Source organism: Bifidobacterium mellis (assembly GCF_000967265.1).
In the GTDB taxonomy this organism is placed as follows: domain Bacteria; phylum Actinomycetota; class Actinomycetes; order Actinomycetales; family Bifidobacteriaceae; genus Bombiscardovia; species Bombiscardovia mellis.
On the sequence record NZ_KQ033885.1, the window covers coordinates 128471 to 143982 of the forward strand.

The following is a 15512-nucleotide window of genomic DNA, read 5'->3' on the forward strand; positions in this document are numbered from 1 at the left end:
CGCCATCTTAGGGAGACGGTCATTTTTTCGTAAGTCGGCATGTCTACTCGCTTCGCCGAAGGCGTGCCACATCTGGACGGAAAAGGTTATGCTCGGGAATGGTCGTCAGAGACCATAAGGAGGGTGTGTGTGGATTGGCATGCAGCGGTCTACGGGTCAAGAGCGGGTGGTTCAGGAGGCCATGGCTTCTATGATCCGGGCGACGAGGAGGAGGGACGGACCTTTGGCGACCCGGACACCATCTCTGACGCCGCTCTGCGTCGGTTGGGCGGCAAGGCCTATTTCCGTGCCCATCAACTGCTGGATGACCGCCGCTTTACAGACCTGCGCCTGCGGCACCTGGGGGCTTTGACCGTTCTCAAGGGGCGTGTGCCCGCCACCTATCAGCCGGATGGCGACTGCATGGTTCAGGCTCGGCTGGACGAGCAGGCCCATCGGGTCATCGACTCCTCCTGCACCTGCCGGGCATTTGGGCGTCAGGGTCCTGCTTGCAAGCATGTAGTCGCCCTGATCATGGCCTACAACGAGTCCAGTCAGGCCTTTTCGGGATCGGATGACTGGACCGGAGACCAGGGTAGGTCCCGGTCCACCCGATCGACCTCGGGACCCCTGGCGGCCTACATGCACCGGCAGGAGGGTCGGCGGCGGCAGGCCTTCCGTGACCGCCAGCTGAACCTGCTCAAGCAGGAGAACGGTCCGGTCGGCGGCCGTCACCTGCCCATCGGATCGGTCGGGCTGATTCCCGACCTGACCAGTGAACGCGGTGGCTGGTTGGTCCGTCTGCACATCACCCTGTCCTCACACGGGGTCGCCTACCTGGTCAAGGACCTCCCGGCCCTGCTGCGCGCCGTGGATCAGGGCGAATTCATGTCTTACGGTCGGCGGCTGGCCTTCATCCACTCCCGTGACACCTTTGACGACCGGGCCCAGGCTCTGCTGACCATTCTGGAAAGGGCCGGCGCCATCCGCCGTAGCCTGGCCGAACAGGAGGGGGGCATGCGCCGCCGTCTTACACGCGCAGGGTTGGCGGGGATCCGGCTTAGCGACGACGAGGTGGCGCAGATCCTCGACCTGTTTGTGGATTCCGGGCTCACCCTGGACTACACGCCTCCCGAGGACTCCTTCCTGCAGACCATGCCTGCCCCGGTGGTCGGCGGAGACCCGGACCCGGGTATCGCGGTCAGCAAGGAGGCGGACGGCTATCGAATCACCCATGCCCTGGCCGTGGAGCGCTTCATCCTAGGCCAGGCCTCTTCCTTCGTTATCGTGCGCCCCTCGCAGCCGGGCTTAGGGCTGGATCCGGGGCCGGTCATCCACCGTTGTAGCGCGCGTTTCATGCGTCATCGGGACCTGTTGGAGACCCTCTGCCGCCCTGGCGAGGATCGGGATCTGCATCTGGATGCAGACGACCTGGACCTGTTCGCCCGGACCGTCCTTCCCGACTTGGATCAGGGTGCCCAGGAAGGATCAGGGCTCTCCGCCAGTCTGCCCGAGGAGCTGGATGCCCGGCGACGGCCACCCTGCAGGATCGAGCTTTATTTGGACAGGGATCGGCAGGGGGTCAGCTGCGATCTCAAGGCCCGCTATGGGGACCGTCTTCTGTCCGTCGGCGCTGACCCTGCCTCGGAGGATGAACCCGGCAGGGACCGGGAGAGCGAGTCTTTGGCCCGGCAGACGGTCCGCCGCTATTTCCCCCTGATGGAGGAGGGATTGGCCCGCATCCCCGAGGAGAATGAGGAGGCCATCCACACCCTGCTGACCCGGGGCCTGCCCGTGCTCAAGGGCCTGGGACGGGTCTTCTCCACCCCGGCCTTCGACGGGTTGAGCGTCGTCTCTCATCCTCAGATCCGCGTGGGTGTGAGGGTGCGCTCCGGTCTGGTCGAGATTTCGCCCATCGCCGATGAGGTACGGCCCGAGGAGGCCGCTGCCATTCTGGCCGATCATCGCCGTCGTCGGCGCTTCCATCGCCTGCGCAACGGGGCCTTCGTCGAGTTGGCTGATCTGAATACCGAGGCTGTGGACACCCTGGCTGAAGATCTGGGTATCGACCCGGCTGATCTGGCCAAGGGGCCGGTCCGTGTGCCTGAATTTCAGCTCGGCTACCTGGATGCGTTGGTGCCCGAGCAGGACCGTGATTCCAGCTTCCGCGATTACCTGAAGGATCGCAAGCCTGACCCTCAGGGGTTCAGGGTCCCCGACGGGCTGCGCGGGAGGCTCAGACCCTACCAGGTCGAAGGGCTGCGTTGGCTATGTACCCTGAGCGACCGCGGATTCGGCGGTATTCTGGCCGACGAGATGGGTCTAGGCAAGACCATACAGATGCTGGCCTACCTGCTCTCCCGTCGGGATCAGGCCAGGGATCGGGGGCCTTCGCTGATTGTCTGTCCGGCCTCCTTGGTCTACAACTGGGAGGCTGAGTGCCGCCGTTTTACGCCGGATCTGCGGGTGGCGGTCCTGGCCGGAGGGCGCAGCCAGCGTCAGGATCTGCTGGATCAGGCCAGGTCCTACGACCTGCTGATTACTTCATATGACCTGCTCAGGAGGGACCTGGACCGGTATCGGAGCCTGCCCTGGTATGCCTTGGTCTTGGACGAGGCCCAGTACATCAAGAACCATGCCACCAAGGCCGCCCGGGCCGTACGCGCTCTGGACAGCCTGCACCGGTTCGCCCTGACCGGTACACCCATCGAGAACCGGCTTTCCGAGCTTTGGAGCATCTTCGACTTCCTGATGCCGGGGATATTGGGTCCCTACTCCCGGTTCAGGGACCGCTTCGAAATGCCCATACTCAGCGGCGATCAGGATGCCCAGTCCCGGCTCCAGGCCCTGGTTGGACCCTTCATTCTGCGCCGGCTGAAGTCACAGGTGCTGACGGATCTGCCCGAGAAGATCGAAAACGTGATCAGCGTGCCCCTGCAGGGTCGTCAGCGCAAGCTTTATGCGGCTCTGGAGCAGGAGCTGAGGGCCACGCTCAACAAGGAAAGGGATCAGGAGTACGAGGTCGGTAAAATCCAGGTGCTGGCCCAGCTGACCAGGCTGCGGGAGGTCTGCTGCGATCCGCGTCTGGTCTACCAGGATCAGGGTCGGGACCGGCGCGGCGAGTCGGCCAAACTGGATGCCATCGAGGATCTGGTGGTCTCCTGCCAGGATGCCGGGCGTAAGATGCTGATCTTCTCCCAGTTCACCTCCTACCTGGACCTGATAGCCCAGCGGCTCCGTCGGCTGGATGTGACTTACGACCTGATCACCGGCGCCACATCCAAGAAGCGGCGGCTGGAGCTGGTGGAACAGTTCAATAGGGATGCCACGCCGGTTTTCCTGATTTCTCTGAAGGCCGGCAATACCGGGCTCAACCTGACCGGAGCCTGCGTGGTGGTCCATGCGGACCCCTGGTGGAACGCCGCAGCCCAGGAGCAGGCCAACGACCGCGCCCACCGGATCGGTCAGACCCAGGACGTCAACGTCTACCAGGTCGTCGCCAAGGACACCATCGAGGAACGCATCCTCAACCTGCAGCACAGCAAGAGCGACCTGGCCTCGCGCTTCGTCGATTCGGCCGCATCCACCGGTGCCGCAGGCGTGGCCAGGCTGAGCAGAAAGGACCTCCTGGACCTGCTGGGTTGATTGTGATCGCGTCTGGATGTGGATCCACTCGAATCCAATAGTCAGTGGCCTTGAATGTAGTGGCATCATCGATGGCGAGACACCTGGGCCACGGATCCGGTTACTCTTGACCCAGTAGTCAAATCGAAAGACTATATGTAAGAACGGATTGACGGCAGCCTCACTGGTGGGTTTGGCGGTTTGGTGGCAGTCGATTCTTCGGGTTATGGGAGCCTGGCCACTTTCAGCTCCTTTGATTACAGGGAGCTAAAGGAGAGAGCATGATCAGCGGCGTGCAGATGTTCTGGTCAGAGTTCATGGGCACGGCCCTTATGATGGCCATCGCTTTCATGGTCGCAGCCAGCAGGTCGCTCCCCAAGACAGGGGCCTATCGAGCCGACTGGATCAACGCCTCGTTGGGCTGGGGTCTTGCTGTCTATGTAGGCGTATATGCGGGGTGGAGAACGGGCGGCCATCTCAATCCGGCGGTGACGCTTGCCAGGGTGGTCGGTCACTGGATTGATCCACAGGCGACCTTGAACGGCCTGGCCATGGGCAAGGGCGGCATTCCGGTCACCTTGGCCAATGTGGCCATCTTCATTTCCGCCCAGTTCCTGGGGGCTTTCTTCGGTACCTGCCTGGGCTACCTGGGCACTCGCAAGCATTTCGAACTTCCGACCGATACAGATACCAAACTCATGGTTTTCTGCACCAAACCGGCCATACGTTCGAATTTCTGGAATCTGGCATCGGAGGCCATCGGCACGGCCATCCTGGTTACCTGGGTTTTCCTCAATGGAGGGACGCCCACCCAGGTCGGGCCCCTGGGCGTGGCCCTGGTCATCACGGTTCTGGTCATGGCCTTGGGTGGTGTTTCTGGTGCGGCTATGAATCCCGCACGTGACTTTTCCTCTCGATTGGCTTACTGCCTTCTGCCCATGTCCGGCAAGAAGGATGCGGACTGGAGCTACGCCTAGATACCCTTCGTCGGGCCGATCGTCGGAGCCTGCATCGGCGTGTTAGCGCCTGCCTGGATGGGGCTTCTGCCTTGATTGTCGACATGGAAAAGCCCCTGGCCCTGTCAGGGGGTTATTACGACAGGACCGGGGGTCGAGTTGGTCAAGGTGGTTCGAGCTCAGTAGCTGGCTGAGGTGGGCTCCTGGAAGCGGACTGTCAGCCCGCGACCGTGGTGAAGGAACATCTCTGCACCGTGGCGGTCGACGTCGCGATGGGTGAAGAGCATGCGGATGGCGAATGCCGTCTGGGCATCATCGGGCAGGTCCAGGAAAGCCTTATGGGCATCCCAGCCGTCGGCCGCGACAGCCTTGTTGGGTACGTAGGCGTATCCATAGCCGTCCTCGTCCACGTAGCCTAGGAAAGGCAGGTCCCATGCCTGGTGGTAGCTCAACTGATTTTTGTAATCCTCGACCTTCTTGAGGGCTTCGTCGCTGATGCCGTATTTGCGGGCGACCTCGTTGGCCTTGGCCGTCTTCGCGGCGGCATCTTTTCCGAACATGGAAGTATCAACAACAATGACTGTATCGTCTGCCATGACTGACCTTTCTGTATGACGGCCTGCACGTGTGACAATCGACATCATGACCGTGCAGGGCCATGACCGTTCAGGTGACCGTCCATCGTCGACGGTGACCTCTGGATGCAAGATTCCTTCCACTTGCAAGAATACCAAATTTCGTCTGCGGATAGGGGCAGGGAACCGTGAGGTTCGCCATAGGTGGCTGTCATTAGTGAGAAACGTGTCCGGCTGTGTTCGCATGCGGTCAACTATCAGCCTAGGTCGGCCTCTCGATCCCTGCGATGCCGAGGCAGGCACATCAGCGCCAGGCCGAGGACGGCAGTGCCGAAAGTCAGCGCTGCAGGTATGACTGGGTCTGAGCCTGAGGCGGCCAGGGCTTGGGAATCCGTAGAGGACTTCGCCTGGCCATCAGAAGATTGGCTTCCTGGTGCCGTCTTTTGGCTATTGGAACCGGTTTGATCCGGTTTGCTGGGTGCATGATCGGACTCGCTCGGCTTGCTCGGTTCTACCGGCGGATTCGGCTTGTCATGTCCTGCAGAGTTGCCAGGGTCATCGGGATTATCCGGCTTATCAGGCTTGGCCTGGTAGGTGTTGGTGAAGGTGGGGTTGTTGCCGGTGACGGTGGTCTGGAGCTGGCCTTGCTGGTCGTCGGTGACGTGGACGGTGATCTGGTGCGTGTCCTGGTCGTAGGTGATGCCGGGCAGGCTGCCCCGGGCCTCGCTCACGGAGTACGTGTAGTCGCCGGCCTCGGACAGGGTCTGTTCGGGGAATTCGACGGTCCCGTTGGCCTTGTTGGATGCTTGGGTCGGCTTGCCGCCCTTCGTGTTCTGCAGGAGGAAGTCGAACTCCCCGGCTTTCAGGTCCCGGCCTTCCAGGTGCTTGAAGGCTGTGAGCTTGACCGTGGCCGGCTTGGCCTGGTAGGTGTTGGTGAAGACCACCGTGTCTATCTTGCTGCCCTTGCTGTCGGTCCACTGCGCCTTGGCGGTACGGTGTAACCGAGCTGCATCGGTTGTCAAAGTGATGGTCAGGATTGCAGCGTTCTGATCATACGTCAGGCCAGGAATGGAGCCGGTTTCCTGGTGGATACGATACCTGTAGCCGCCATCGCCGGGCAAATCATACACGTTGACGGGCACCTGGGTATTTTGGTTGTCGGCGTTGATGGTGATTTGGCTGGGCAACGCTGCAGACGGTGCGCCATCCAGGGGTTCGACATTCAACGCGAAGGAGTCTGTACCGAGCCAGTTCCTGCCTTGGATCCGTACTTCGACTCCGGCAGACACTTCATCGGTGTCCATCATTCCTGTCAGGCCACAGTTGTTGAAATCCAGGGATTGGCTGGCTGCGTCCACCATATCCTCGGCCTTCTGGAACTCAATATCGTTGATGACGGCGCCTTTCATGGTCCCGTCCTCCAGAAAGTCGCTGGCTGAGGAGTTTTCGCTCTGGGTGGCTGTGTCGGCCTTTTGGATTGTTGTAGTCAGGTGGGTCCAGTTCGTGTTCGGAGCGGGGTCGAAGCGCAGGTGGAATTTCCCTGCCGGTATATTGGTCAGTTCGTACTTGCCCCGGGAATCAGATTTTGTGCTCAGATCATCATGTGGGGTGACGACCGACTTGGCAGGCTTGTCGTCAGTATCGTTGAACAGGGTCACTTTGACATCCTTAAGCAGAATATCTTCCGAGGAGCGGATGCCGTCCCCATTGACGTCGTACCATACGATGCCACTGATGGAACGCTGGACAACCATGGCCTGGGCAGGCATTTGGTTCAGTGCATTGCCCCAGCGATTCCGATAGCGGTCGCCGGAGGAGTTGTTTCCAGGGTTTATATGGAAGGTAATCTCATAGCGGAATTGGTTGGGCTGCCCATCGATGATGAAGGCCCAGGCGACCGCGTTTTCAGGCATTTTCACTTCGCCACTTGTTGGGTTCAAGTCAGCCGCGTCCCAAGAGAGGTAATCCTGGGATTGTATGGAACTCGTGTCATTCACCCGCCATCGAGAATCTGTGGTGTAGCGGATGGTGACTCCGCTCAGACCAGCCCCCGCCGAGGCTTTTATGCTCATATCGGCAAAAGTAGGTTCCCCGTGGAAGTCGGGTTTGCCGCTTGTCTGCTTGTACGGCATGATGTCGATGGCATAGTGATGCTGCTTGCCACTGCCTGGGGTGCTGCTCAGCATGTTGGTGAAGCCGATTGGTGCACCGGCTTCATTGGTATCCTGTACGGCCGAAGTGGAAAGGCTGGTGGTGTTGGTCCGCCAGGCGTGGATGGTGAAGGAGTCGGCGGTCTTCAAGTATGTGTTGGGCTGGGACATATTGTATTTTGACTGGACTGTGGCAGAGGTCGTCAGGTCCTCGTTGGGACCGATGTCTTTGCCGGGGTCAGTCAGGTCGCCTAGGGAGGTGGAGAAGTGGATGACCCGGCTGTTGCCGTCCACAGGGATGTTGGTCAGTGTCCAGGACAGAGTGGTGATTCCGGTTGCGGAGTCCGTGCTCACTGATGGCTCACAGGCGGTTCCGCCCTCTATGTGGCCCATTTCAGGCGTGGCTTCCGTATATGTGCCGCCCAATCGGGCGCTGCCGGGGATGTAGTGGAGCTTTGCTGGTAGTTTGTCGGTGATGTAGAGTTCGGTTTGGGCGCCCTTGTTGGCTTGGGAAGCTGAACTGCCGGTGTTGATGGTTAGCCGCCAGTCAACGAACCGTTGATCGCTGTCTATGTCAAAGTATTCTTTGGGTCTGGAATTGGTGCTTGTTTGTGCTACGGCGTTGGAGATGGTGTTGGTTTCGCCGGCTATATAGAGGCTGTCCCCGTGTTCATTGCCGCCGGTGTCCCCGCCCAGGTAACCGTTCATTTGATCATAGCGGGCCTTGGTATAGCCGCCGACCGACGTGGCCAAGTCGGGAGATTTGATTTTGGCCAGATCATAGGGGTTCTGTTTCCTGGCCCAGTCCTCCCATTCCTGATCGCTTGAGTTCTCAGGGTCCAGCCCGGCCATAGCTGCTAATTGGCTGCGGGTGAAGGTGCGCGAAACCGATGTCAGCTGGGCTACCGAACCTACCTTGGCGTCGGGGAGGACGTTGATCACAAATCCGCCGAAGCCGAATCGGGAATTCTCTTCGGCAAACCTGGAGGGCGCGGCGGTGCGCCCGCCCAGCAGCATGCCTACAACCATGCCATGCTTCTTTGCTTCCTCCTGTGTGCTATAAAAGTTCAGATCCTCTATGTCGGCATTGGCCTGCTCAGTGTCGTTTTTCCAGTCCTTCCCGTCGGATTTGGTGGCATACATGACCAGATCCTGTAACGGGTTTTGATTGCTCGTTGACTCGTATACATCGTATTTGCTGTTCTGCCAGATGCCACTGACCCAGGGAAGATCCAGGCCGTCGGAGTCAGCAGGTAGCCCAACCACCTTTGGGTCGATCTTGACCAAGGACATTCCCAGCAGAGGCAGATCGGCCTTGCTGGTTTTGAAGTTGAAGCCGGCCGTTACCCGCACTTGGGTCCCTGCGACTGCTGAGTCAGTCCCCCGTAGATTGTCAGGAGCAGTCCACCACCCGCAGTCCACGCCGTCATCAAAATAGTTGGAAGCCGTCATGCAACTGTACTGAATGATGTTGCTGATGCCTGCCTTTATTGTGCTGGAACCTTGCGTGAAGATGACGTTGTGCCACATGTCATCGGACTGGTCGGTTTGGTTTGACGTGTCCGTGGGGCCAGAGGCAGGGGGCAAAGACTGGTTTGATAGCGATTTCGCGCTCAGGTCGCCGTCGTCGACCTTGCTCTGCAAGCTGAGACCGGTCTGTCCATAGTAGTTGGCCACGTCCTTGTCGCCGACAGTGGAGGGGTTGAAGACATATAGGTAACCAGTGGAGATTTCGGCCACTTCCTGTCGCGTGCAGTCAGTCGAGGCCAGGGCAGGCGTGCACTTGGTGTCTCGTGCATAAGTGTGTCCCAGGTAGGGGAAGGGATCGTTGGTTTCATAGTCCTTCAAAGTCAGGTCCAGCCTGAGGCCCTGGCTGCTGCGCTGTTCAGCCACGGTGTATTGACCATTGCCTTGGACCCGGTCCATCCCAGCCGTGCCACCCGTGGATCGGGCATAGCCATAGTTGCTGAGAGTGGGTCTCCAGCCCTGATCGCCGGTGTTGCGCCCGCTGTTGTTGAAGTCGCCGTCGATGGTGCCGATGTCCCAGAAGTAGGGTTGCAGATCCTCTATTTTCGGGTAGGCATCTCCGCCAGCGGTCTGCCATAAATTGCTCAGCGACAGGGAAAAGGTTATGGGGCCAATGGGAGCCTCCAGACCCTTGAGACCCTTGGTCCGATCGGGCCAACGCATGTCAACGGCCCAGTTGAACTTGCTGATGATCCCCTTGCGCTTGCCCAGCTCATGGTTGGGGTAATTGCCGGCGGCTGGGGTGTTGAAGTCGAAGGTCTGGTTGCCGGAGCCTTCATTGGTTCCGCCAGTGATCCGCAGGTTCAGATTGAGCTTGGCCGATACAGTGACCGAATCGGACGTGGCCGAAGCAGGATCGGTCTTGGTGATGGCATCCGGAGCGCCCCAGGCCTGGATCTCGGGGGCGAATTTGCTGCCATTGGGCATGCTTCGGACCCGGAGGACCAGAGTGACGCTGGAGGATCCCGGAATAACGGTGGACAAATTCTCTGTGGCGGTGAGTAGCCGGTAAACGGTTAGCACCTGTGTCGGTTGACCGTCGATGGTCTCTGTAATTTGCTTTGGCTGGTATCCCGGCGTATTGTCCACCCAGCCCATGGAATCCACATCAAAGGTGACCCGATCCTCAGGCTGGTTCAGTTTGAATTGGAAGCCTATTCGGCCCCGGCGGTAGCTGGTTGTCTCGCTGCGGGTATTTACGGCAAAAGAGTAGGTGTAGGACAACTTATCGAAAGTACGCACTATGTCATTGTCTGCATCGTGGTCGTTGCCGGGGTTGTTGTCCTTGTCGAAAGGAGCCGTGCCGGTGGAGCGTGAGGCCTGGGACAGGGTGGTGACCACGGCGTCGTCGGTGTCCAGCATGTCCTTGATTGCCGATTTGGCGGTCGGCTTTCTGCTGGGTTGTATGGCCGCGGCCTGGTTCGATGGGGTTGACTTCGACTTCTGAGTGGTTTGGGCTGCCCCGGATGTGGCAGTGTCCAACTGTGGAGTAGAGGTTTGGGTCGACGTGGACGACGTCTGGTTTGTCGCAGTCGCCTGCTGTACACGTGTTGTTGGAGATGTTGATATGGATGCGGCGGTCTGGGCATCAGCCGTCTGCTTACTGTCGGCTATGGCCATGGTGGGTATCAACATGGCCATAGCCATCAGGCCGGCCAGGACTTTACCGCTCAAATTACCCTTTGCCACGTTTCTCCTTTTGAGCGCCGACGACCGCTTGGGGCGTCGGGCCTGGCATTCCCTTCAGGTCATCCGGTCGACTGTCTACGATGGTTCTCGAGTCATCCGATAATAGTGCTGTGGAACAGTATACAGAATCATTGGCTATGATTCCGCTATTGCTGTGCGCCTCCGGGAAAAAGGGTCAACCAAGAACAAAGCAAGGAGGCCCGCATGAGTGAACGGGATCATCATGGGCTCTCGATGGCCGATTTTCCGGGTCATGGAATGCGTGAGCGGTCGGCTGTTTATGGGTTCTTCATCATCATGGGCATCGGCACTTCGGCATGGATTTCTCGACTGCCAACAGTCAAGGCCAGTCTCGGTCTGCAACCTTCGGGCCTGGCTCTGATGACCATCCTGGGCGGCTGTGGCGCTCTGGTCGGCATGCTGGTCTCAGGGGTTCTGACCGATCGGCTGGGTGTGCGGCGGGCCATGCTGCTGGCAGCGTCCACCTGGTGCCTGGGCATGGTGATCGCGGCCCTGGCCGTCACCCTTCGCTCAGTGCCTGGGGTGGTTTTAGGCCTGCTCTTCAATTCGGCGGGAATCAGCCTCTGGGGAACGGTCAACACCGTCGAGGCCGGCGCAGTGGAGCGTTTCTCCTCTCGGTCGATAATGCCGCGCTTCCATGCCTCATATAGCCTGGGCATGTTTCTTGCCCTGGGACTGGGCTCGCTCCTGTCCCATCTGGGTGTAGCCATAGGTGCGCACCTGGCGGTCAATGCGCTGGTCAGCCTGGCACTGGTGGTCGCCTGCGTCCTGCTCTGCCCGGTTCAGCCTCTGGGTGATTACAAGGGCGGCGCTGACGAGGAACGTTCGGATCGACAGGCGGGGGCAGGGCAATCGTCCGCCTTCGGCAAGCAGTTGGCGGCCTGGGGCGATGCCCTGGTTCTCATGCTTGCCCTGATCAATGTGGCCCTGGAGGCCAGCGAGGGTGCCGTCAACGACTGGAGCGGCATTGGCCTGGTCGATGCCTTCGGTGTCCCTGAGTCTCAAGCCGGTCTTGCTCCCACGATCTTCGCTGCAGCTATGATCGTATCAAGGTTGCTGGGGACGCATCTGATCGAGCGGTTGGGGAACATGCGCTCGCTGGTCCTGACCCTCCTGGTCTCGGCTCTGGGTATCCTGGTCTATGCTCTTTCGCCCTCTGTTGTGTTGAGCCTTGTGGGCACTGGAATCTGGGGTGTCGGAGCTGCTCTGGGCGTACCCATTGTCACTACTTTGGCAACCAAGGATCCAGCCGTGGCGGCCCAGCGTGCTTCGGTCATCTCCACTGCCTACTACGGAGTCTCCTGGATCATTCCTCCGGCTATCGGGTTTCTGGCCGATCATACCGGTGTCAGGCCGGCCCTGTTGCCTTTGGCGTTCTTGCTGGCGGCGGTCACCCTCCTGGTGCCCACGGTGTCCAGACTCACTCGGGAATGATGCTCTTCGGTTGGCAGAACTCCACCAACCGGTTGTCGGGCGAAGTACGGTCTCTGGGCAGATACTCGGATTCAAACAGCCGTTCCCGAATATTGCCGTACACGTCAGTGAATTTTGTGGCCACAGTAGTCAGTCGACAGCGGTCCTGAGTATCGCCTTTGTCCAAAAAGCGGGGGGATTCGAAGATGTCCTTAGGGCAGATGGTAGGCAGGCTCCAGACAAATCGTTTGTCAGGATCCATAGGATATAACCCAGTCAGCCGTTGGCAGTGTGCGCCAGGCGTGATGATGCCGAATCCAGGCACCCGGTAATAGTCGGCTTTGTTGTGCTGGAGGTTGATGGCTCGTAAACGGGAGTGTTTCAGGAGATCCCAGTGGACCAGGATTGAGACTTGGCGAATGGTGCCTTCGCTGTAGTTGATGATGATTGGACATTCATCGGCTACATGCTCCTGATTCTCGTTCCGAGCAGTCTTGGACTTCCAAACATAAACTCGTGAAGCTTTTTTGAGCAGGGTGTAGTAGAGGTCATAGCTGCGCCGTTCATCGTCTTTGGCAAAGGTCGTCTTCATCTGCCAAGCGGAGCACACGATGGCCGCAGAAATAGCCACAACTGTGGTTAAGGCTTGGCGAAATTAATGATTTATTTTTTTACGCTTTAGTATGTTCTCAACTAACAATTGGGGGTGACCCTTTGCAAGGGGTCATCGTCAGTATTGGAAAGCTTCACAGCCCTCCTTTAGCTCTTTCTTGGTCACAGACGGATAATGGTCGAAAAGAAACCTGTCCATTTGCTTAATCATTTTCTTAGCAGCATGTCTGTTCATGAATACTGCGTTACGACATGCTATCTGCCAAGGAAGCTTGGGCTCCACTCCATCGATGAGCCACTGAATAAGGTTCGGACGTATGAAGTTCACATATCCACCGACACCTGGCAGACAACCGAGTTCGAATCCTCTGCCACAGGTCTCAGAAGCAATAAGCAGATGAAGTATCCCATGCTCGATGAGATTGCAGTATACGAGCCGGTTCTTACGCTGGTAATCAAAGGGAATGTCCAGATACCTGATAAATTCCGGCGATGCCATCATAATCATCTTGTCTTCGTCGATGTGATGACAATACAAACCCTCAGAAGTGCGGGAAATCTTTCTCTTGGTAGGTGCTTTAATTTCCCCGGCTTTGAATCGTGCATAAGACTTCTCGGAAAAGTAATCGTCCGTCGCCCCTCCATATTTGGTCAAAAAAACATTTACGGCCTCTTGATAGGTGCCCTGCAAAAGTTCAAGTCCGTACACTCAGACCCTCCTGTTTATATAGCTTGAGAATGATTTATAAATACAACGCCCTACACCGCTGTCTTGTATCTTAAAGCTAACTCATCAAGGATAAAACATGCCACTCGGTTAAAGTGGAGCGGCAAATTTTGCACTTTCGGGAATAGGCATCGGTGAATTTACTGGTGATATCCAAGCCGAAAATACTATGCCACAGCGATCTACTCGATGCCAACCGATGCTTTGGCTGTTCCTTAGAACGTGCCTCAATGACTTTATCGCGGTACTCTGGTTGGCTATCTGCGACTGAAATGATGCGATGAGCTGTTCCCACTGGCGGGTACGTTCACGCAGACGCTCCAACACAAATCTGTAATCTTGGGTCAATTGTGTCATGCATTGCCAAGCTGTCGGCGTGCGTGTACGTTGTGGCCGGTCTTCCATGCTGGCATAATCGAAAAAATAAGGGGATATTTGGCTCGTCTAAATCGAACGTAGGGCATAGGGCGTGTATGCATGTTCCAGGTCGCGCCCAACTCCAGAATATCCGATCAGTGTCATGAGTCCGAAACGATGAATGCCACTAAACTCATTCAATATCTCAAGTCCGTCAATCACCACCGAAAGGGTCTGTTGGTATCTCAGTAATAATGCCGTTGGGACGTCTATATGCCTCACTCAGCGTCGAAAAATCAGAATCCTGGGGGATGAGGGGACTCAAAGGTTCCAGACGGGTGCAAAGCAACATAGAAAGCGCAAGGAGAAAGCTAAGTGTCAAACCTGCCAGTAATATACTCCCGTCTCACTCTGTAGGAATCCGCATCAGAAAGACCATCACTAAGCAAGTTGTTCAAAGGTACCTTCCCATCTACGGGGCTAATTTATCAATATATGAGATTGAAAACGTCGATGATGGGCACGGGCACTTCCCTAAATATCTGCGACATAGTTCCAAGTATGATCGTACATTTTGTTATAAGCGATCCTATGCCGTCGAGAGGGGCGACCGTCAGAGGGGAAGATGGATGCCTTTCCCTGCCAGATTCTCCAAGCATTCCTGCAGATAGGCTGCATCGTGCTCGGGGAAGATGGGATCTGTCAACGGCACGGCAGTTAAATCCTTGTATGGTGGGCAGTGCCTGCCGCGGTAAAGCGGGTCGTGCCAGGCAGGATCGGGATGATAGCCACGCTCGTGCATCGTTGCCATGACTAGAAGATGAAATTGAAAGAGCTTGTACGGGGAGTGGTGGAAGACATAGTCAACGGTGGCATGCCGCCGACCCCAGCCCAGGCCCCGCAGTGCAGTGATCTCCCGATGCTGGCCCAGCAGCTGCTGTCTGGGAAGCAGTCGGATCAGATCCTGATGCCACAGTCGCATGACGCCCCCTCGTTGGGGTCATAGATGAACCCCTCCTTCAGCCTAGCCAATTGCATTACTGTGAGGCGGATAAGCGGGGGAGGGGTTGAGGCAATTTCCTACTGCAATTCCTTACTGGGCGATGAATCCGCCATCCACAACGAATTCGGCACCCAGCGCGAATTTGGATTCGTCGCTGGCCAGATAGACACAGATCTCACCGATGTCCTGGGGCTCGCCGATATGGCCCAGGGGCGTCAGCTTGCTCATCCTGTCCTCAAGGCTCTGGCTGATCAAAGGGGTCTTGATGAATCCAGGATGGACCGAGTTAACGCGAACGCCGTAGCCGTTGTTGGCGGAATCCAGGGCGGCGGACTTGGTCAGCAGCCTGGTGCCGCCCTTGCTGGCGTTGTAGGCTCCGGCCCGGCTCAGGCCCACGAATCCCTCGATGGAGGAAATGTTGATGATGGATCCGCCGCGGCCCTTCATGACCCTCATGCCATGCTTGGTGCCCAGGAAGGTCCCGTTCAGGTTGATGGCGATGATCTTCTTCCAGTCATCGTAGCTTTCCTCGTCCATAGTGACACCCTTGTCGCCGACGCCGGCATTGTTGACCACGGTGGTCAGCTGGCCCAGCTCCTTTTCAACGGTGTCGATGGTGGACACCCACTGGTCCTCATCAGTCACGTCCAGGGTGTGGAAGACGACCTGCCCGGGGTGCTCCTGCATGAAGCTGCGGGAGGCATCGCTCTCCTTGATGTCGGTAAGGGCCACCTTGGCTCCCTCGCGGACGAAGCACTCGGCGATGCCCACGCCCATGCCGCCGGTTCCTCCGGTGATGATGGCTACCTTACCTTGTAAACGATCAGTCATATCCACTCCTTTATAGAGATGTGCTGTCGTATTCCATCCTATGGGATG

The 15512-nt window shown here is 58.0% G+C and carries 9 protein-coding genes; 3 read left to right on the plus strand and 6 right to left on the minus strand.

Features of this window, described 5'->3' with window-relative positions; all coding sequences use genetic code 11:
* The first annotated feature begins 129 nt into the window (after positions 1 to 129).
* Both JF70_RS01005 and JF70_RS01010 read left to right on the plus strand, forming a co-directional pair.
* Positions 130 to 3624, plus strand: coding sequence for an SNF2-related protein (locus JF70_RS01005; RefSeq protein WP_045934961.1), 3495 nt, complete (start codon positions 130 to 132; stop codon positions 3622 to 3624).
* A 260-nt stretch (positions 3625 to 3884) separates the two neighbouring features.
* Complete coding sequence (locus JF70_RS01010; RefSeq protein ID WP_197069073.1) at positions 3885 to 4580, plus strand: MIP/aquaporin family protein; 696 nt, start codon at positions 3885 to 3887, stop codon at positions 4578 to 4580.
* Between the two features lie 158 nt (positions 4581 to 4738).
* Here JF70_RS01010 and JF70_RS01015 read toward each other — a convergent pair whose 3' ends face one another.
* Positions 4739 to 5155, minus strand: a complete 417-nt coding sequence (locus JF70_RS01015) for a hypothetical protein (protein ID WP_045934962.1) — start codon at positions 5153 to 5155, stop codon at positions 4739 to 4741.
* 236 nt (positions 5156 to 5391) lie between these two features.
* Positions 5392 to 10500: a Spy0128 family protein gene (locus tag JF70_RS01020; protein WP_156149546.1), complete on the minus strand. Its 5109-nt coding sequence runs from the start codon at positions 10498 to 10500 to the stop codon at positions 5392 to 5394.
* Positions 10501 to 10704: 204 nt separating this feature from the next.
* Between JF70_RS01020 and JF70_RS01030 the strand changes: the two genes are divergently transcribed.
* Entirely contained in the window at positions 10705 to 11955 is a 1251-nt protein-coding gene (locus tag JF70_RS01030) for an MFS transporter (protein WP_045934965.1), read from the plus strand.
* Here the strand turns inward: JF70_RS01030 and JF70_RS01035 are convergent.
* From JF70_RS01035 to JF70_RS01050, 4 genes are all read right to left on the minus strand, one after another.
* On the minus strand, positions 11942 to 12526 hold the full coding sequence (locus JF70_RS01035; protein WP_156149547.1) for a hypothetical protein: 585 nt from the start codon (positions 12524 to 12526) through the stop codon (positions 11942 to 11944). The genes JF70_RS01030 and JF70_RS01035 overlap by 14 nt on opposite strands.
* Positions 12527 to 12664: 138 nt before the next feature.
* Positions 12665 to 13255: an SAV1803-related protein gene (locus JF70_RS01040; RefSeq protein WP_045934967.1), complete on the minus strand. Its 591-nt coding sequence runs from the start codon at positions 13253 to 13255 to the stop codon at positions 12665 to 12667.
* A 988-nt stretch (positions 13256 to 14243) separates the two neighbouring features.
* A complete protein-coding gene (locus JF70_RS01045; RefSeq protein ID WP_045934968.1) occupies positions 14244 to 14612 on the minus strand; it encodes a TIGR02328 family protein in 369 nt (122 codons plus the stop codon).
* A 111-nt stretch (positions 14613 to 14723) separates the two neighbouring features.
* Positions 14724 to 15464: an SDR family oxidoreductase gene (locus JF70_RS01050; protein ID WP_045934969.1), complete on the minus strand. Its 741-nt coding sequence runs from the start codon at positions 15462 to 15464 to the stop codon at positions 14724 to 14726.
* Positions 15465 to 15512: the final 48 nt, after the last annotated feature.